Origin of the sequence: Bacteroides faecalis (genome assembly GCF_003865075.1) — a bacterium.
In the GTDB taxonomy this organism is placed as follows: domain Bacteria; phylum Bacteroidota; class Bacteroidia; order Bacteroidales; family Bacteroidaceae; genus Bacteroides; species Bacteroides faecalis.
The window spans coordinates 52,600-68,766 of record NZ_BHWB01000005.1; the positions used below are offsets into that span (position 1 = coordinate 52,600).

Below are 16,167 nucleotides of genomic sequence, written 5' to 3' on the forward strand. Positions count from 1 at the left end.
ATAACAACCATGTGCATTTATTAACCATAACGGCAACGCCGTCTTCCTTTATTCTAACCACTTCGTCCCTCACCATTTGCGAAACGTCACCAAGATGGTTGGCATACAGATATTCCCGGCTGATGGCGACAAAGTCGCTATTAGCCAAGAAAGACAGTATGCCAAGGTCTGAACGCGAGAGGACTGCCATCTATGCCACAAGATGCCGAAGCCGAGGCTTCTGATAATTGTGTCCTTTACTGGCTATCCACTCGCCTTGATATTCAGACCGTCAATCTTGCGACAGCTTCACTACCCACCCACACCTGCTTTACTATTCTTCTTCTCTTTGACTGCAAAATATTTTCTGTTATAAGCGGTGGTTTCGTCCAAGTGCGTTGTATCGCTTCGCCCCACACCTTCAGAACGGCATTACTGTACGGACACCGCACGAATCCCATGTGACAGGCAGCCAACAATGTCACTATCAGAAACTGACACTTCTGATAACTGCCTTTATTGCTGTCTGGCTGTCCCATTATCGGGCTTCGGCAATGTCCGTGTAATGCCATTCTGCCCACCCATACCACCTTTACCACTAATCAACTGTTTTACAATTTCTCTTCTGCTATACAAGAGGCAGTTCTTGTCCACTCAGGCATATTGAATGTGGCAGACATGTCTGCTACGTCCAATCTGCCTCAGTGTCCTGCGGCAAGGACAAGGCACATTTGTCATGCTGACAGGAGTGCCCGATTTGTCCGTTGCGCAACTGTCTCTTCTTGCCTGATATACGTTACTATCTACTTCTAAATTATACTGCTTTGCCCCACGCCTTTGCGAAGCGTTACATGGTCTGTCGTCATACAGACATCCTTGGCTGATGGCAACACGTTGCTATTAGCCAAAGCTGACAGTATGCCGAAGTACCGACGCGAGAGAATTGTCTGTCCGTGCTACAAGCTATCAAGGCTGAAGCTTTGATGACTTGCATCCCGGTCAGCCAACACACTCGCTTTATGTCGGTACAGCAGACCTGCAAACACTTCACTGCCCACCCTTACTGTTTCAATCTTTCTTCTTACCTCTTTATATATAACACATCATTCCTCTTGCAGCCAATATCAATAATCTTCTTCCAATCAGCGCAGTGGTAGGCATATTTCCTGCAAAGTTAGCCGCGTCTGAGACAATCGTCAAATTCTGCTTGAGGTCTTGTGACTGTGAACAATCTTCCTTTTCCTCGGAAAAGAGTATTCTTCACACATAATTTGTCTTTATGTCTTTTCTTGCGGCTTGTGGGAGCAGAAAATATCCCTCCACAGGCTGAAAGGTCTCGAAAGGAGGGAAGAGAAAGAAACGGTTAAGCGAACGCAGAGGGAATTTATTCACTATGCTGAGCGTAAGTTTCTTCAACGTAGTTAAACAAGTCCAGCGACATGGGCGACAAACTTATTTGTATCACTAAAAATAGAAAGGCAATGAAGATTATCATCCTGCATGATGCTGACGCACGCATCGAGTATCTTGACGTAGCCGACCACCTTCTCGGCTCAGACATCGAGGAGTTCCTCACCAGACAGGGCTTCTCAGTGAACAACATCACATGGCTTGTCACATCGGCAGACCATATCCCAGTGGTTTACCACAAGTATGACATCGACTGCAAGACCGGCGAGGCAACCCACACCAAACGAGAGGCAGAACTGCAAGACCTCACTATCCACGGACAACTCCAGGCATTGCAGCACCGGGAGCAGGACGAGCTGAAAGCGGCTCTTCGCAAGTACGGCACGGAGGTGGACGGAGGCTTTGAGGTGCATTTCGAGGGAGAGCAGCCCATCGTGGCAGGTTATCTCTTTGACGAGCCTCGTGACATCGTCATAGACGCAGCACGTTTGGATGCCGACGGAAACTTGTCGCTTCTTGGAGAGGACAAGGAAGTGAGGGATGGACAATACGACATAGAGCCAAGCGACATATTTGGCGGTCAGTTGGACTATGTCACGTCGAGTATAGGTGCATGGATGAAGTAGGAGCATGTATGACCCAGTGCATCGTATATGACGAGACGACCAAGGAGAGCGAGACCTTTTGCTCATTGACCGCAGCCAAGAAGTGGATGCGAGAGCGCATCAAACAGAAGCATGAGGTAAGCGGACAGAAGTACAGAGTCTATTCCGACGGAGAGTTTGTTAATTGCGGCTCTATCAGTCTCACAGGCAGCAACAAGTCTTTTGTCGCCAATACAAGGCAGACGAAGAAAGGATATTAATAACAAGGTAACGGCAAGCCTAACCAACTTGCCACACATATATTGATATGGAAAAGCAAATATTGAGTTTTAATGACTTGCCATCAGCATTGTCATTAGTAATAAACAAGCTGGAGATTTTAGAAGAAAAGTTTTCCACACTAATGACTCAAATTCAGCCCGATAAGGGATTGGAATGGCTTAGTGTTTCCGAATTGAGTGAGTATCTCCCTACCCATCCAGTTGAACACACAATCTATTGTTGGACAAGCAATAAACAAATACCATTCCATAAGAAGGGGAAACGTATCATGTTCCTCAAATCTGAAATTGATGAGTGGATGCAAGATAACAAGAGTAGGTCACGAGCAGAAATTATGAATGAAGCAATAGCTTATGTTCAATCAACAAGAAAAGTCATTTAAATAACAAGGTAACGGCAAGTCTAACCAACTTGCCACTATAACATTTTCACATTATGATTTACACTCACACTATCGGACGCATCGGAGCAAAGGATTGCCGCGTCATCACAGGTACACACGGAACATTCATGGCTGTTGACATCGCAGTGGACGACTACAGTAAGGGCAAGCAAATCACCACTTGGGTAAGGGTGAAGAGCAGCAAGGAGAACCATATCCGTTTGGCTGAATACCTCACCAAGGGTCGTATGGTGCTTGTGGAAGGCACACTGACTTCTTCCATTTGGACAGACCGCAACGGAGAGAACCACATACAGCATAGCATCATAGCTGACTCCATCGCCTTTGTCAATGCAGGGAAGAAGGATGCAACCGACACACCTGCAACAAAGGCACGCAAGGCAGCCAAGGCAGAGGGCGAGGCTCCCGTACCGCCAGCCGATGCACCGCAGGACAAGAGCGAAGACCTTCCCTTCTGAGGGTAGTATCAACTGAGAGTAGTACGTACTAATCGTAGTAAATCCGCTTTTACTATGGTTAGTATGTACTATCAGTAGTAGAATAGTAAAGTAGTATTCACTAATAGTAGTATCATGTTATGACACAGATAATTGCAGTATTAAATCACAAGGGTGGTGTAGGGAAAAGTACGACCGCAGTAAGCCTTGCGGCAGCTCTGCAACTGAGTAAGAAGAACGTCTTGGCTATTGACATGGATGGACAAGCCAACCTCACGGAAGCCTTGGGATTGTCCATCGAGGAAGAACAGACAGTCTATGGCGCAATGTGTGGACAGTACACCTTGCCGTTGGTCAAGTTGCACAACGGCATCACCGTCTCACCCTCATGCCTTGACCTGTCTGCGGCTGAGTTAGAGCTTATCAGCGAGCCGGGACGGGAGCTTATCTTGAAGGGACTTATCACCAAAGCCATCGCCAAAGAGCATTTCGACTACATCATCATCGACTGTCCACCGTCATTGGGCTTGCTGACCTTGAATGCCCTCACCGCAGCCGACTACATCATCATCCCTGTTCAAGCGCAATACCTTGCCATGAGAGGTATGGCAAAGTTGATGGACATCATCCGCATCGTTCAGGAGCGGCTCAACTCCAACCTTAAAGTGGGCGGCATCGTCATCACCCAGTTCGATCGCCGCAAGACGTTGAACCGAAGCGTGAGGGAAATCGTCAATGACAGTTTTCACGAGAAGGTTTTCAAGACCGTCATCCGTGATAATGTGGCTTTGGCAGAAGCACCCATCAACGGCAAGACTATCTTTGAGTATAATCCCAAATCCAATGGTGCCAGTGATTATATGTCTTTGGCAAAAGAAGTGTTAAACTTAAAATAGCATAGCCATGAGCAAGAGCAGTATGTTGAAAGAGGGAATGAAAGGCGGTCTCAACGGACTCCTTTCTTCCACAAAGAAGCCGAGTAAGGAGCAGATAGTCACAGAAACTACACCAGCACCACCTGTGTCTGTTTCTGAGACTACCGAAGTGCCGGTGCATTGCAATTTCCTTATCAACAAGAGCATCCACACGAGGATGAAGTACCTCGCCATCAAGAAAGGGATGTCCTTGCGTGATATTGTCAATGAGGCAATGACAGAATACCTAAAGCGGCATGACACATGAGTGCCGCGCGGTATCATCGCCGAACAGACGATGATACCGCTATCTCTTCTATAAACAGACTTTACTATCCGTAGTATGGTAGTAAAAACTATTCGACTATTATACTATTCGTAGTCGATACTACTTTTAGAAAATACTATCCAACTCATTTTTAGGGCAATAGTTTTCTCTGCTTGTAGGACTGTCTCCATGCTGATAAAAGGCAATGTCGTTCCCTATTACAAGATTTTCTCTTTTTCCCTCATATCAACTATCGTCCTTCCCCATATACAGCTTCGCCCCACGCCATCCCGCCCGTTTCCTCTTTTACATAACAGATTTCTTTTCGCCTGCCTTGCCGCTGCGGATATTGTTTTGCAAAGGTAATGCTGGCGATTGTTCAAACACCAAATCGTCCATTGCATTTGACCGAAAAATCTTCCTCTGCGTGCAGAGCGTATTTTTCGCTCCCGATTTGGCTTTTTGATCGCCATCACTCTTGGAAAGCAAAAAATATCCCTTGGGCAGGCAGGAAAAGCCTCCGAAATAAGGGAAGAAAAAACATAAGAGCAATGGCACACAAGAATGACTATCAAATCCAAAAGCAGTTAGACAAGCCTCAGACTTGGTTCTGCAAATACTATCCCGCACGCATCCGCAATGTGGGTGAGAAGGAGATTGCCGACAGACAATTAGTGTTTGACTTCAAGGACGGAAGAGCCTACGAGGAAGTGGCGCAGCGCACCGCAGAGAATATGCTGACACTCTACGGCAAGGGTTGCGTGAACATCGTCTTCGCCCCCGTTCCAGCATCCACAAGCGAGAGCAACGAACTCCGCTACAAGGCTTTCTGCCACAGGGTGTGTGAATTGACAGGAGCGGAAAACGGCTACGAGCACGTGAGGGTATGCGGAGAGCGTAAGACCATCCACGATAACCGCAAGAACGAGGATGAAGTCCGCAAGGCGAATGTCGTTGAGTTTGATGAGCCGTTCTTCGACAACAAAATGGTGTTGGTCTTTGACGATGTGATAACCAAGGGTCTCAGCTATGCCAAGTATGCCAACCAACTCGAAAGGCTCGGGGCATGTGTTATTGGCGGTATGTTCCTCGCACGCACACATTATAAAGTAAGGTAAAGTATGACAAAGTACGACAAGGCAGTGTCCGTATGCTTCAGCGGACACCGCAGCGTACCTTTCGCCAAGCGGAGGGAGTTGAAGCAATGTCTCAAATCGGAGATAGCCAAGGCGTATGCCGACGGCTACCGGTATTTCTATTGTGGCATGGCAATGGGATTTGACCTGCTGGCGGCAGAAGCCGCCCTTTCGTTGCAATGCGAGTTGAAGGACTTGCAGGTGATAGCCGTTGTGCCGTTCCGTGGTCAGTCTGACCGGTGGAGCAAGGAAGAGCAAGCCAAGTATGATGCCATCCTGCGCATCGTGGATGACGTGGTCGTATTGAGCGAGCAATACTACAATGGCTGCCTTCTGAGGCGCAACGACTATATGGTCAACCGCAGTTCACGTCTCATAGCCTACTTCGATGGCAATCCCAAGGGCGGCACGTTCTACACCGTCAGAGAAGCCAAGAGGCAGGGATTGGACATAGTGAATCTTCATAATAGTGTATAACCCATAAAACAGAAAATGCTTATGGACGATATTGTTGCAATCATCGTTTGCTACTTCGTGTTCGGAGCTTTGGGCAATGTGCTCAGAGCTTTGTTCGGCGGAGAGAGACGAAACGACTTCCGCCGTGACCGCTAAGCGTCTTTAAACCAAGATACGCTGACAGCCATACGTCTGCACCTTACCCCAAAAAGATGCAGCGGATAATTGTGTCCGTAGGCAAGGATATTCAGATTCCTCACCTTAACATTTTGATAAAAATAAAGATACTGCTGCCTATATTTCAAGACAGCAGTATAAACCTTACTCTGCAGGTGCCCATTTGCAACGCACAGGAGAGACGATTGCACCCTCTGCTTTCAGCTGCTTCATGGCTGCATCTACCTCTTTGCGGTCGAGACCGCTGAGTTCTGCGATTTTACCTGCGTTGAGAGGCTGACCAGCCTCTTTCATTGTTGCCAATACTTTTTCTTTTGCGTCCATTGTTTTGATGATTTGATGTTTTGTTTATAATCTTGTTATTAACTCTTGTATTTTGTCTTCCCTTATAATCTTCGGTTGTGCCTTACCTGCCAGAACGAGAATTTTCTTCCCGTTTCTGTAGATGTGCAGCTGTCTGCTTCGTACCACTGCTGTCAAGGTCTCATCATCCTGCATGGCTTGCCATATAGGATAATACACACCTTCTGGTTCAAACAACTTCTTCTGAAGGTGTGAGCACATGTTGGTTGTATCTATTGTCATATCGTTACGTCATATCATTAACATGATTCTGCCAGCTTCTTTTGTGAACATTTCAGGGAAACGGCAGATTGTTGCATACACCTGCTTGCTTGTCACAGGCTGACCGTCCTTTCTCAGGTGCAGCCTATGACGATTGATGGCATCGGCAATCTGGTCGGTTGTCATGCCGCCATTTCGCTTTACCATCACATATACTATGGCTTCTTCTATCTTCATCCTTTATTCATCTGTTTTTCAATCCATGCCATCAATACGGCAACAGCATATTCCTGTTCTTCCTTGGTCAGTGCCCTGCCTGCTGAGATGTGATGCCACTTGAAGAAGCATCCCCGGCAACAACAGCCAGTGGCATGTTGAGCCAGGAAAACAGGATGCCCACGCATGGGAGTCTGCTTGCCGTCGTTCGGTATGACAGCCGGAGCAAGTCTTTTTGCCACAAAGTCCTCTGCGTGTTTTCGTATCGTCGGCAATCCCTTTTCCATTACATACTCCCTGTCTTGCTTGGACAGATGGAACCGGCTGCGAAAATCAGACTTTGCCAATCTCTCAAAGAGATTCGTCAGGTCATACTCTTTCTTATCACCAGGAACGCTTTCTTGCGGCTCTTCCTCTTGGAACAACGATGGATATATGTATTTCTGTGACATCATTATCTGTTGCTTCTGATTTCTAATGTTATATCCATATATGACCGCTTGCCGTCTATATAGTCTGCATAGAGTATTTCTTCGCTTCTGCCTTTCAGAATATGGCACTTACCGCACAGCTCACAGTTGTGCAGACATCTCCATTCATTCAGAACGTAATCCAAACGTTCCTCTCGTGTAGATGATTCAATAGAGGGTGTGCTCATAATCAGTGTCTCCCACAGCGTGGTCAATCAGTGCCTGAAACTCTTCTTCCGTATAGTCTTCTTCCCAACCATACGTTACGTCCTTTATGCCCAAAGTAAACCCTAATGCCTCAGAATAGGATATGCCAATTTCAGCTGCAAGGTCTCTTGCCGCTTGAAAAATCTGCTCTTCTTTGCTTAAGGGCAGTTGTTTCGCTTTCTTATGTTTTTTCTTTGGTTTCCCCATTTGAGTATATTCGTTTAATAATCAGCGTTGATGGGCATCTTGAAATTCCTGTATTTCTTTCGGAGTTCCTCATTTTGCGCCTTCATTTCCTCATACATATCATTCAGTGCGTCAGGAAATCCCCATCCACAAGGGCTTGCCCAACGAAGGCATTGCTTGATTCGGGAATCATACTTGTCCCAAAGGTCATAAAGCACGATGTGGCGCAATGTCTTGTCGAAATTACTCTCAACAGAATCATAGAATTGCTCCCACATGTCTCCATAGTCATAAGTGAACTGACAGGCATTCTCCATATAGAACACCATCAATTCTGCGACTGAATCTTCCGAAGGCTTCAGTTTCTTGAAGTCGGACAATGCCTTGCGGCACACTGAGAAGCGTGTCTTTGGCTCTCTGTTTCTGCTCGGATAGAACTCTTCCCGTATGATGTGCTTATACTCTTCCAGCTTCTGGCCCTCATTCGGCTCTGCATAGAAGTCAAGATATTCCTTTGCCTCTTTCCGTGCAGAATAAAGTTCCAATACCATTTTTATTATTTCACTCTTGTCCATGGACATGAGGACAGACTTTAATTTAGATTTTGACATTTCTGCTCTTTTATCTTAAAAACGGGTCAATCGTTGCCAGCAACTCTGATTTCTGCATCACACCGCTCGTCCTCCACAACACTTCGCCGCGTCTGAACAGCATCAATGTGGGCACAGACTGTATGCCATACTGACTTGCAGTCACCCCATACTTGTCCACATCTACCTTGATGATGCGGATTCTGTCACCCAACACTTCCTTCACCTGCTCAAGGATGGGGTGCATCATCTTGCATGGCTGGCACCAGGTGGCGAAGAAATCGACCAAGACAAGTTGGTCACTTGATATAACGTCTTTGAATGTTTCCATTACGATTTTCTGTAAAATTATGCTATTTTCTTTCCTGTTATCTTACAATACTGCCCTGCAAATGTTAAAATCGAGAAGAATTCAATGAAAAACCTTCGTTATTTCAAAGAATATTCGTACCTTTGCAGCGCTCATCTATAGATAGAAGGAGTTTCGAGACCCGGTTGCCTTTGATGCAATTCGGGTCTTGCGTTTTATAGTGGTGTCTGCAATCTCTTTTTCATCTTCTTTTCCAAAGCCTTTAGTCCATACTCTTTGTTAAGATGGTATGCTGTCAACAGATAGAATCCGTTGCTACGTTGTTGTTCCAAGACAATAACATACTTTTCCACTTTATCATAGATGTATGTTTTCTTGACCTTACGCTTTTTGCCGTCCCTCTCTTCTATGGTAAATACATCCAGATTGTCTGGTGTCAATTCTCTCACATGGTGATTTATCCAATGAAGCCTTTGTGAACGAGCCATCTCGAATACTCGCTTTGGATAAGTCGTACCGTCTTCGTTCTCAACCATGATTTCTTCACAGGTAAGATGCTTGAACAATCTTGCCATGTCAATCTCGCCATCTGTCTTTATAGGATAGATGCGCCACCCTCTGAATGAGAATTGACAGTTATCTTCTATATCACGCTTGAATATTGCATGAAGATCATGCTCTCTTTCTCGTTCACTGAGATATGCCAGTTCCAGCAGCTCAGGGTATTTCTTGATAATATTCAAACTGCTCATTGGCTATTTCAGTGCGATAAAAAACAAATTAAACTTCTTTCTAAATTTGGGAGTTGTGGTGTTGAGACTGATATTACTGTGTTTTTTTATCTTTTCAATCAGCTTCATTTTGGCTCTCACCCTTCCTTCAACTTCTCCCTTTTCATATCTAAGGTTGTAGTTGATGGCTCCCATTAGAACATCTGCCAATTGGATGAAGACACTTTCGTGTGAACGTATAAACTGAAACCTGCCAATGGAAGAGTTGTATTCCATTATTTTTCTGAGCCTCTCCAGCTTATCGCTACTGCATGTGTCCTTGATATCCATATATATGTTATATGTATAATCCATGTCCATCTTGTGATGCAGCAATTGGTAGTACATGCGAAAGTAGAAATCATTAAACGTATAGTCTTCTCGTTTCTCGTCAATCTGACTCTTGTCAACAACCACAGCCCTAAATTCCATGTCATTCATAAAGAACCAGTCTATAAGCTCTGCATAGACTTTATACGTGGCCTCGTGGACATTTGTCCATTTCAGCTCATCACTATAGCCGTGCTTCTTCTTAATATCTTTTATGGCATCTTTTGCCATGCGGATTTGTGTGTATGCTATACTTGTACATCCCAAAAGCATGTAGGGATGACCGTCATGCACCATGTGGGTGCTTTCATCACAGTAGATGTTGAATGTCTTATTCATTGTATCTGTTTTTTGTTTATTCTTTATTCCTTTTCTTCAGCGGTCCACTATGAGGTCCACGGTTCAGCGTCACACCATGCTTGTTGAGTATGCGGAACACGGAACTTCGGCTTGTGAAGCCGCTGATAGCAAAGATGTCATCTATGCTGTGCCCCTCGTTGTACATGTTCACGATATTCTTCTCACGCTCCAGTTTCGACAGTGCCCTTTCCGACTTCTTGGGCGGCCGGATATTCTGTTGCAGATGGATGATGTGTGCCGATGCCTTGCGCAGCACGGCACACTCCTCAGAGAGTGACCCGAACATACGGATGACCTGTGAGGGCTTGGTGTCGGGGAAAAGTTCGTCAAACGTATCGATGCGGTCTTGGATGGAGATGATGCGAACCACCTTCACACGGCAGTATTCTATGAATGTAGCCAGTTCACGGGTGCCACGCAGTGCGTTACTGAACCTCGACACCACCAGCTCGTCGCCGCGCTCCAGACTCGATATGAGCTGCTTCCACATCGGGCGCAGCCTCTCGTGTTCGGACAGTTCCTCTATCACCTGAACACAGCCGTATTGCTGCATCCAAGCCTTGTCTTCTGCATACTCTTCGCCATTGGTGGCGATAAAGATGTAACCTACTTTTGCCATACTGTTGTACGCTATTAAATGAAATCAAGTGCAAAGGTACACTATTTTTCCGAGAAACAATCATACTTGAACGAAAAATCATACTTAAACACGATAATTTGCCATTTTCTTTTCACTTGATTTCATTGAAAATCATACTCGCAAGTATGATACACAAATAAGATTAAACTTACTGTCATTCTTGCAAATATATCGCTGAAACGCATTAACTTTGCACCGTCAATTTCAAAATCAGACTCAAAATAATGACAACAATGAAATATGAAACCCAACTTTTCGGAGGACAAACCAACCTCCATTGCATGAAGCAAATATTGCATAATGCAAAATCAAACTCGCATGGCTGTATCAGACTTGCCATTTGTATTGCCACTGCGTTTGCCGTAGTCATGCTGACAGCATGTTCAGACGGAAACGGCACGAAGTCGTTCCATTCGAGCGATGAAGCCATCAGAGAGTATCATGGCTTTCTGACCACTCTTCGACAGAACGGCAAGGTCTCAATTCAGACATTAGTTAAGATTGTCAACGAATGGCGCGTGTTGGACGATTCCGTGACATCGTGCATCTCACGTGACACTGTCAGGAAAGCCCACTCATACCCGTTCACGGTATATCATGAGTTGAACGACTCCATCCACATCGAGCTGTGCCGTATGGCGATGTCTAAGCAACGCACCTTTCACGACCTGCTCTATCTCAGAGAACAGACCTCTTCCCATGTTGGTGATGAGGAACTACAGCAAGCCGTGAAGGAAGCACAGCCATTCTTCGCTTCCTTGGATAGCCTGCCTATATATAATAAAGGTGGTAAACAGGCGGTACTGAAGCGTTACCTGCTGTTCCTGCAAAAATCCGCCAAGCAAGGCATTCACGGCAAGGAAGACCTGCTCGCTTTCATCAAGGAAGAGCATTTGTATTTCAAATCCTTCCTGCAATACCTGCCGGATTTTGCTGACGATGACATCGGTGACATCAGACGAAACACCGAACACTGCTGTCGGGAGATACTCCGTGCCGCCGACCGCAAGGATTTGTCCCACAAGGATGCAATGATATACCTCTCCATGCGCACCAACCACCGTCTGCTGCGCAACGCACAAGCGGCTATCGAGGATCTGAATAGTGGCAGGGTAAAGGACGAGCACACCATGCACGCCTACCTCCTGATGATGATGCAGCCGTTCATGACGATGGATGACCTTTCCGTGAGCGTGCTCTCCGACAAGGACAAGGCAGACCTCTACAAAATAGCCGATGCGCTCCCCAAGGAGATGGACGGTCTGGCCAAGAAACTGCACCTCGACAAGCAACGCCTGTCGGATATGCCCATGCTCATGATGAAGATTTATGTCACAAGATTATAAACACCCCAAACAGAGAATACGATTATGTTAGAACAGTTTTGCGATGATTTCCTTGCCGTCGTGCCTTTGCAGTTGCCAGAACTGCTGGACAAGCGCAAGATGGAGAAGCCTGTCAAGTATGACGATTACGTGCTTCTTACTTTCCAGTTGAACACCCCTTTCACGATAGAGGAGGTGATGGATATGCTCGAAGACGAGATGGAAATGATAATCCTCTATCACCACATTCCAAGCCGTCATACGGAGTTCGGACACAGCTGCTGTGCCTATTCCAACCCTTCTTTCGGACGGATGTTCAAGGTCAACGGCTCCACAGATGAGCGTGGCATGGTCAGCCAGATAAAAGTGACCATCTATGACTCGCTGGAGCACATGTCGGCAGATGTATGCCTCGACCTCAGTCTGCATTGCAAGAACGGGTTCTTCAAATACATGAAGCCCAAGGAGGAAGTCCTGCTCGACTTCATTTGAAAGTTACATTTGCCAGATGACAGTCCTGTTCTACCGCAACAACGCTCCATTCTGTTGTCCACAACAAAGGCCAAAGTCATGCCACAAGCTCCCGACCATCTGATGAAGGAAACGCTTTACATGAAGATTATCCATCTTCTCGACCGTCACCGCACATGGCTGGAGATTGAGAGCATCGCCACTGTCCGCAACCACACGATAGTCAGGAACGGCAGAATGACCGACATCCTCAGCCGTGTGCTTGTGGTCAAGGCCATCCACCATCATTTCCCCTACACGAGAGGGCAAGTGTGGCAGATAGCCGAGTACGACTTGGAACAGGCTATCAAGAGCCTTCGGACAACCGACGGAGCTTTCCGTCAGAGAATAATCAAGGGAGAACTGACACTGGAGGATGTGGAGCGTATCATATCCACTGCCACACACGGTGTCGTCCAGCCCGACCTGAGTCCACTTCCATTATTCACATGCTATACATATTATGACAAGTAAGATACTGTTTCTCATCCTGATGTCAGCGTTCTTCTTTGTGACGATGATTCTGCACAGAAGCCGCAGACAGTTTATGACACGGTTCTATCTGCGCATGACCGCGCTTGTGACAGCAAGGAAGCTCTACCGGTTGATGCTGCTCATCCTGCTGTACGTGTTCCACTTCCTCTACCTCTGTGTACACTATAACGACATAGGCGTAGTGGCTTCCACCATAGCGTTTGCCATATTCTTTGTCTTTATGGATGTGGAGAGGTGGCTACAGCGTCTGCACGAGGAGCGGACACCCTTCTGCATCGCCGCGTTGGCGGCAGTGGTGTTTGTCTTCACTCCTCATCTGTTCACGCTTGCTGTCACCATCTCCTTTGTCCTTCTGGCATCACTGTTCTATCCCTCGCGCATAGTCATATCGCTGTGGAAGAACAAGGCTGACCGCAAGATGCTCCTCGAAGACACAGAAATGCTCATCATATACTACTATTAAGTATCACCTGTATCATGCCGTTCCTTTTGTATAATGGAGCTGGCGACAAACAACAGTATTCACCAAACAGATTATTGAAATGAAGAAACAGAAACATAGAACGAGTTCCGGCAAGATGTCTGAACGGATGTCCCTGTTGGAGTTCTTGAAAGAGAGGTCCGGGATAAGGCTGTCGAAGCTCGAAGCCTACCTTGACCTTGTAGACAAGGCTTCTGTACAGTACATCCCCAAGGATCTGTGCAAGCAGGAGTTCAGCCTGTCCAACGGGCAGTTTGTAATCACCATTACCGAACTGGCAGGATGCTGGCATTGGCACCGCGCCACTGTCCGCACCTTCATCGAGCAGTTGGAGAAGATGAACCAGATTTCCGTCACCCGTCTCACGAAGAGCCAAATCATCACCATCCCGATGTTGGCTGAGACACCTGCCGTTTCTCCGATTGACGCAGCCTTGGATGTGTTCCGCCAGAAGATGTGTACCGCATTGGACGAATGGCGAAGCGGCAAGATGTCCGCATCGGCTTGCGCCTCGGAATGTGAACAACTCTACGAAGATGCAACAGAGGAAGTAGCCATTATCTTGCAGAAAGCCGACAATGGCAATTCAATTGGCAAGGTGCCATGCGGAAGAAACATTCCCGAATCTGTAGGACACGCCTTTTGTATGACTGCACTCACAGCTGTCTGCGAAGCCACCTTCCATCAGGTGCTTTCGCAGGAAACAGATAACGCCCTCGTTACCTCCCTTCTTCCCTTCTTTTACAAAGACCTGGGAGGAGACTGGCTCTCATTCATCGAGGCGGCAAAGGCAATATCAGAATTGGCATTGGATGGCAGCTCACCAGCCTTGCATCAGGAAAGCGCAGCCATCAAGTCACAGTTTCAGTCACTCTGCCGACCGTTCCTTGCCATTGTAGCCAACCAAGAGGGCTCCTGTCCATCAAAAGGCTGTATTAACCTCTAATAATCACCGTACAACGCTTCTTCTTTTCTACTGGCACAGTGTTTACACGTCTGCCATTGCTGTAAAATAATCGGGCTTGCCCGTTGGTCGGAAATGAGGGAATTTGGGTAGCCTAATACCCCTCTTGGTCTCCGACCATCGGGAGGCTGTCCTTACAAGCAGCAAGCTGGAGACAGGAGAGTTGTACACACATAAAAGGAAATAGGTTATGGCAACACCAAAACAGGTTATGGATTTCCGACCATCTAAGGGAATCACCACAGCACAGAGCAACGAGCACCAACGCCGTTGGACGGAAAAGGGTTGGGGATCCGCTGAATCAACAGGCAACTACGACCGCAGCCGTGAGCGGCTCAACTTCGAGGTTCGGGGCGGCAAGGTTTGTCCTATAGACAAGAGCCGAAGCATCCCGGAGCGCATGGCAGACATCCTGCGGAGCCGTGGAATCAAAGACCCCAACGAGGGACTGGCAGAGCCACGCTTCCGCACAGTGGTCAATTTCATCTTCGGAGGCTCACGAGAACGTATGACAGAATTGGCATTCGGTGACCAGAAGGTGAATCTCACTCACGGAGCGGACAATTCGCATCTAACCCGATGCAAGGACATTGAGGAATGGGCAAAGGATGTTTACCGCTTTGTTGCGGACAAATACGGTGAGGAGAACATCGTCGCTTTCATCTTACACTTGGACGAAACCAATCCGCACGTTCACTGCACCCTCTTGCCAATCAAGGACGGCAAGTTTGCATACAAACAGATATTCGCCGGAAAGGACAAGTACGAGTTTTCTGCCAGGATGAAAGCCCTGCACAGCGAATTTGCCGATGTCAACAAGCGTTGGGGCATGGAGCGCGGAACTTCCGTCTCAGAGACGGGAGCACGCCACCGCACCACCGAAGAATACCGCCGCCAGCTGTCAGAACAGTGCACCACCATTGAGCAGTCCGTCGCCACCCATCAGCGGACACTCGCCTCGCTCCAATCGGACATCCGTCTGGCAGAGCGGAGAGTAAAAGGACTCACCTCAATGGTCAACAACCTCTTGCAGGAGAAGGCTGAGAAGGAGGCGGCACTTGCTGAATTGCATCGGCAGATTCTTGCAGGTCACGACAATCCTGATGCTCTCCGTCAGCAAGTCCAAGAGCTGGAGCAGGAACTGTCCGCTATCCAGTCGAAACTGGACGACAAGCAGGAGAAGCTCTCAGAGGCTGACCGCAAGCTCGATGCCCTGCGTGAGGAGATGACCGCCATGAAGGAGCGCACGGAGGAGTTGCGGCAGGAGGCACACAGATATTCCGATACTATCCGACAAGGTGCGGACACCGTTCTCAGAAATGCCCTTCTCGAAAACATGGTCAGCGAGTTCTCCGAACGTGTGGCACGGCTTTCCAATGAGGGCAAGGACGTGTTTGACGGTTCCCTGCTTCAGGCCTTTGCGGAGAATGGAACGGAGGTGATGTACTGTGCCACGCTTCTATTCCTCGGCTACGTCGATGATGCCACCACCTTTGCCGAAGGTCATGGCGGTGGCGGCAGTTCGTCCGACCTCAAATGGGGACGTGACGATGACGAGGATGAACGCGCTTGGGCACGCCGTTGCATGATGAAAGCTGCACGCATGATGCGCCCCTCTTCCGGCAAAAGGAAGAAACGATAAGCGGCACTGTCACGTATCACCTGTTATAGTATTCACCAGA

Annotated in this window: 27 protein-coding genes; 14 read left to right on the forward strand and 13 right to left on the reverse strand. The window is 47.4% G+C overall.

Annotation, left to right across the window (positions count from 1 at the left end):
- Positions 1–263: 263 nt before the first annotated feature.
- Positions 264–551, reverse strand: coding sequence for a hypothetical protein (locus EJF25_RS10070; RefSeq protein ID WP_227224266.1), 288 nt, complete (start codon positions 549–551; stop codon positions 264–266).
- A 909-nt stretch (positions 552–1,460) separates the two neighbouring features.
- Here EJF25_RS10070 and EJF25_RS10075 point away from each other — a divergent pair.
- The 6 genes from EJF25_RS10075 (at position 1,461) to EJF25_RS10100 (ending at position 4,298) form a co-directional block, all read left to right on the forward strand.
- Positions 1,461–2,015, forward strand: a complete 555-nt coding sequence (locus EJF25_RS10075; RefSeq protein WP_005816324.1) for a hypothetical protein — start codon at positions 1,461–1,463, stop codon at positions 2,013–2,015.
- Positions 2,003–2,254, forward strand: a complete 252-nt coding sequence (locus EJF25_RS10080; RefSeq protein ID WP_007837480.1) for a hypothetical protein — start codon at positions 2,003–2,005, stop codon at positions 2,252–2,254. The genes EJF25_RS10075 and EJF25_RS10080 overlap by 13 nt, the downstream gene beginning before the upstream one ends.
- Before the next feature lie 47 nt (positions 2,255–2,301).
- Positions 2,302–2,658 carry a helix-turn-helix domain-containing protein gene (locus EJF25_RS10085; RefSeq protein ID WP_007837478.1) on the forward strand — a complete coding sequence of 119 codons (357 nt, stop codon included), beginning with the start codon at positions 2,302–2,304 and terminating at the stop codon, positions 2,656–2,658.
- 53 nt (positions 2,659–2,711) lie between these two features.
- On the forward strand, positions 2,712–3,137 hold the full coding sequence (locus tag EJF25_RS10090) for a single-stranded DNA-binding protein (RefSeq protein WP_005816321.1): 426 nt from the start codon (positions 2,712–2,714) through the stop codon (positions 3,135–3,137).
- A 119-nt stretch (positions 3,138–3,256) separates the two neighbouring features.
- Positions 3,257–4,012, forward strand: coding sequence for a ParA family protein (locus EJF25_RS10095; protein ID WP_005816319.1), 756 nt, complete (start codon positions 3,257–3,259; stop codon positions 4,010–4,012).
- Between the two features lie 7 nt (positions 4,013–4,019).
- On the forward strand, positions 4,020–4,298 hold the full coding sequence (locus EJF25_RS10100; protein WP_005816317.1) for a plasmid partition protein ParG: 279 nt from the start codon (positions 4,020–4,022) through the stop codon (positions 4,296–4,298).
- A gap of 306 nt (positions 4,299–4,604) precedes the next feature.
- On the opposite strand, the gene EJF25_RS10105 is transcribed toward EJF25_RS10100, so the two are convergent.
- On the reverse strand, positions 4,605–4,856 hold the full coding sequence (locus EJF25_RS10105; RefSeq protein ID WP_225494525.1) for a hypothetical protein: 252 nt from the start codon (positions 4,854–4,856) through the stop codon (positions 4,605–4,607).
- Between EJF25_RS10105 and EJF25_RS10110 the strand changes: the two genes are divergently transcribed.
- Positions 4,850–5,416 (forward strand): hypothetical protein, encoded by a 567-nt coding sequence (locus tag EJF25_RS10110; protein ID WP_005816315.1) that lies wholly within the window; start codon positions 4,850–4,852, stop codon positions 5,414–5,416. The genes EJF25_RS10105 and EJF25_RS10110 overlap by 7 nt on opposite strands.
- Positions 5,417–5,419: 3 nt before the next feature.
- Positions 5,420–5,911 (forward strand): SLOG family protein, encoded by a 492-nt coding sequence (locus EJF25_RS10115; protein WP_005816313.1) that lies wholly within the window; start codon positions 5,420–5,422, stop codon positions 5,909–5,911.
- Positions 5,912–6,211: 300 nt separating this feature from the next.
- Here EJF25_RS10115 and EJF25_RS10120 read toward each other — a convergent pair whose 3' ends face one another.
- From EJF25_RS10120 to EJF25_RS10170, 10 genes are all read right to left on the reverse strand, one after another.
- Positions 6,212–6,391 (reverse strand): transcriptional regulator, encoded by a 180-nt coding sequence (locus EJF25_RS10120; protein WP_005816310.1) that lies wholly within the window; start codon positions 6,389–6,391, stop codon positions 6,212–6,214.
- A gap of 24 nt (positions 6,392–6,415) precedes the next feature.
- The gene (locus EJF25_RS10125) at positions 6,416–6,652 is read right to left on the reverse strand and encodes a hypothetical protein (protein ID WP_005816304.1); all 237 of its coding nucleotides are present in this window, start codon (positions 6,650–6,652) and stop codon (positions 6,416–6,418) included.
- A gap of 9 nt (positions 6,653–6,661) precedes the next feature.
- The gene (locus tag EJF25_RS10130; protein ID WP_005816302.1) at positions 6,662–6,868 is read right to left on the reverse strand and encodes a hypothetical protein; all 207 of its coding nucleotides are present in this window, start codon (positions 6,866–6,868) and stop codon (positions 6,662–6,664) included.
- Positions 6,865–7,302 (reverse strand): DUF4186 domain-containing protein, encoded by a 438-nt coding sequence (locus EJF25_RS10135; RefSeq protein ID WP_005816300.1) that lies wholly within the window; start codon positions 7,300–7,302, stop codon positions 6,865–6,867. Before EJF25_RS10135 ends, EJF25_RS10130 begins: the two co-directional genes overlap by 4 nt.
- 183 nt (positions 7,303–7,485) lie before the next feature.
- Entirely contained in the window at positions 7,486–7,731 is a 246-nt protein-coding gene (locus tag EJF25_RS10145; RefSeq protein ID WP_005816298.1) for a hypothetical protein, read from the reverse strand.
- A 14-nt stretch (positions 7,732–7,745) separates the two neighbouring features.
- Positions 7,746–8,321, reverse strand: coding sequence for a DUF6155 family protein (locus EJF25_RS10150; protein ID WP_007837469.1), 576 nt, complete (start codon positions 8,319–8,321; stop codon positions 7,746–7,748).
- Between the two features lie 10 nt (positions 8,322–8,331).
- A complete protein-coding gene (trxA, locus tag EJF25_RS10155; protein ID WP_005816294.1) occupies positions 8,332–8,631 on the reverse strand; it encodes a thioredoxin in 300 nt (99 codons plus the stop codon).
- A 194-nt stretch (positions 8,632–8,825) separates the two neighbouring features.
- The gene (locus EJF25_RS10160) at positions 8,826–9,362 is read right to left on the reverse strand and encodes a hypothetical protein (protein WP_005816292.1); all 537 of its coding nucleotides are present in this window, start codon (positions 9,360–9,362) and stop codon (positions 8,826–8,828) included.
- A gap of 3 nt (positions 9,363–9,365) precedes the next feature.
- Positions 9,366–10,049, reverse strand: a complete 684-nt coding sequence (locus EJF25_RS10165; RefSeq protein WP_005816290.1) for a DUF3800 domain-containing protein — start codon at positions 10,047–10,049, stop codon at positions 9,366–9,368.
- Positions 10,050–10,065: 16 nt separating this feature from the next.
- A complete protein-coding gene (locus EJF25_RS10170; protein ID WP_005816288.1) occupies positions 10,066–10,689 on the reverse strand; it encodes a recombinase family protein in 624 nt (207 codons plus the stop codon).
- A 254-nt stretch (positions 10,690–10,943) separates the two neighbouring features.
- Here EJF25_RS10170 and EJF25_RS10175 point away from each other — a divergent pair, with 254 nt between their 5' ends.
- From EJF25_RS10175 to EJF25_RS10190, 4 genes are all read left to right on the forward strand, one after another.
- Complete coding sequence (locus tag EJF25_RS10175) at positions 10,944–12,056, forward strand: hypothetical protein (RefSeq protein ID WP_005816286.1); 1,113 nt, start codon at positions 10,944–10,946, stop codon at positions 12,054–12,056.
- 24 nt (positions 12,057–12,080) lie between these two features.
- Positions 12,081–12,527, forward strand: coding sequence for a hypothetical protein (locus EJF25_RS10180; RefSeq protein ID WP_004319947.1), 447 nt, complete (start codon positions 12,081–12,083; stop codon positions 12,525–12,527).
- 288 nt (positions 12,528–12,815) lie between these two features.
- On the forward strand, positions 12,816–13,019 hold the full coding sequence (locus tag EJF25_RS25610) for a hypothetical protein (RefSeq protein ID WP_235016776.1): 204 nt from the start codon (positions 12,816–12,818) through the stop codon (positions 13,017–13,019).
- Positions 13,009–13,503: a hypothetical protein gene (locus tag EJF25_RS10190; RefSeq protein WP_005816282.1), complete on the forward strand. Its 495-nt coding sequence runs from the start codon at positions 13,009–13,011 to the stop codon at positions 13,501–13,503. Before EJF25_RS25610 ends, EJF25_RS10190 begins: the two co-directional genes overlap by 11 nt.
- Here the strand turns inward: EJF25_RS10190 and EJF25_RS25615 are convergent.
- A complete protein-coding gene (locus EJF25_RS25615) occupies positions 13,487–13,897 on the reverse strand; it encodes a hypothetical protein (RefSeq protein ID WP_229127720.1) in 411 nt (136 codons plus the stop codon). The genes EJF25_RS10190 and EJF25_RS25615 overlap by 17 nt on opposite strands.
- 15 nt (positions 13,898–13,912) lie before the next feature.
- Between EJF25_RS25615 and EJF25_RS25620 the strand changes: the two genes are divergently transcribed.
- Both EJF25_RS25620 and mobV read left to right on the forward strand, forming a co-directional pair.
- Entirely contained in the window at positions 13,913–14,467 is a 555-nt protein-coding gene (locus tag EJF25_RS25620; protein ID WP_229102525.1) for a hypothetical protein, read from the forward strand.
- Positions 14,468–14,675: 208 nt separating this feature from the next.
- Complete coding sequence (gene mobV, locus EJF25_RS10200; protein WP_005816278.1) at positions 14,676–16,127, forward strand: MobV family relaxase; 1,452 nt, start codon at positions 14,676–14,678, stop codon at positions 16,125–16,127.
- The last annotated feature ends 40 nt before the right edge of the window (positions 16,128–16,167 follow it).

What these genes read in the sequence shown, in the direction of transcription:
- EJF25_RS10070 (WP_227224266.1), bottom strand. Translation starts at nt 551, where the DNA reads ATGGCATTACACGGACATTGCCGAAGCCCGATAATGGGACAGCCAGAC.
- EJF25_RS10075 (WP_005816324.1), top strand. Translation starts at nt 1,461, where the DNA reads ATGAAGATTATCATCCTGCATGATGCTGACGCACGCATCGAGTATCTT.
- EJF25_RS10080 (WP_007837480.1), top strand. Translation starts at nt 2,003, where the DNA reads ATGGATGAAGTAGGAGCATGTATGACCCAGTGCATCGTATATGACGAG.
- EJF25_RS10085 (WP_007837478.1), top strand. Translation starts at nt 2,302, where the DNA reads ATGGAAAAGCAAATATTGAGTTTTAATGACTTGCCATCAGCATTGTCA.
- EJF25_RS10090 (WP_005816321.1), top strand. Translation starts at nt 2,712, where the DNA reads ATGATTTACACTCACACTATCGGACGCATCGGAGCAAAGGATTGCCGC.
- EJF25_RS10095 (WP_005816319.1), top strand. Translation starts at nt 3,257, where the DNA reads ATGACACAGATAATTGCAGTATTAAATCACAAGGGTGGTGTAGGGAAA.
- EJF25_RS10100 (WP_005816317.1), top strand. Translation starts at nt 4,020, where the DNA reads ATGAGCAAGAGCAGTATGTTGAAAGAGGGAATGAAAGGCGGTCTCAAC.
- EJF25_RS10110 (WP_005816315.1), top strand. Translation starts at nt 4,850, where the DNA reads ATGGCACACAAGAATGACTATCAAATCCAAAAGCAGTTAGACAAGCCT.
- EJF25_RS10115 (WP_005816313.1), top strand. Translation starts at nt 5,420, where the DNA reads ATGACAAAGTACGACAAGGCAGTGTCCGTATGCTTCAGCGGACACCGC.
- EJF25_RS10120 (WP_005816310.1), bottom strand. Translation starts at nt 6,391, where the DNA reads ATGGACGCAAAAGAAAAAGTATTGGCAACAATGAAAGAGGCTGGTCAG.
- EJF25_RS10125 (WP_005816304.1), bottom strand. Translation starts at nt 6,652, where the DNA reads ATGACAATAGATACAACCAACATGTGCTCACACCTTCAGAAGAAGTTG.
- EJF25_RS10130 (WP_005816302.1), bottom strand. Translation starts at nt 6,868, where the DNA reads ATGAAGATAGAAGAAGCCATAGTATATGTGATGGTAAAGCGAAATGGC.
- EJF25_RS10135 (WP_005816300.1), bottom strand. Translation starts at nt 7,302, where the DNA reads ATGATGTCACAGAAATACATATATCCATCGTTGTTCCAAGAGGAAGAG.
- EJF25_RS10145 (WP_005816298.1), bottom strand. Translation starts at nt 7,731, where the DNA reads ATGGGGAAACCAAAGAAAAAACATAAGAAAGCGAAACAACTGCCCTTA.
- EJF25_RS10150 (WP_007837469.1), bottom strand. Translation starts at nt 8,321, where the DNA reads ATGTCAAAATCTAAATTAAAGTCTGTCCTCATGTCCATGGACAAGAGT.
- trxA (WP_005816294.1), bottom strand. Translation starts at nt 8,631, where the DNA reads ATGGAAACATTCAAAGACGTTATATCAAGTGACCAACTTGTCTTGGTC.
- EJF25_RS10160 (WP_005816292.1), bottom strand. Translation starts at nt 9,362, where the DNA reads ATGAGCAGTTTGAATATTATCAAGAAATACCCTGAGCTGCTGGAACTG.
- EJF25_RS10165 (WP_005816290.1), bottom strand. Translation starts at nt 10,049, where the DNA reads ATGAATAAGACATTCAACATCTACTGTGATGAAAGCACCCACATGGTG.
- EJF25_RS10170 (WP_005816288.1), bottom strand. Translation starts at nt 10,689, where the DNA reads ATGGCAAAAGTAGGTTACATCTTTATCGCCACCAATGGCGAAGAGTAT.
- EJF25_RS10175 (WP_005816286.1), top strand. Translation starts at nt 10,944, where the DNA reads ATGAAATATGAAACCCAACTTTTCGGAGGACAAACCAACCTCCATTGC.
- EJF25_RS10180 (WP_004319947.1), top strand. Translation starts at nt 12,081, where the DNA reads ATGTTAGAACAGTTTTGCGATGATTTCCTTGCCGTCGTGCCTTTGCAG.
- EJF25_RS10190 (WP_005816282.1), top strand. Translation starts at nt 13,009, where the DNA reads ATGACAAGTAAGATACTGTTTCTCATCCTGATGTCAGCGTTCTTCTTT.
- EJF25_RS25620 (WP_229102525.1), top strand. Translation starts at nt 13,913, where the DNA reads ATGTTGGCTGAGACACCTGCCGTTTCTCCGATTGACGCAGCCTTGGAT.
- mobV (WP_005816278.1), top strand. Translation starts at nt 14,676, where the DNA reads ATGGCAACACCAAAACAGGTTATGGATTTCCGACCATCTAAGGGAATC.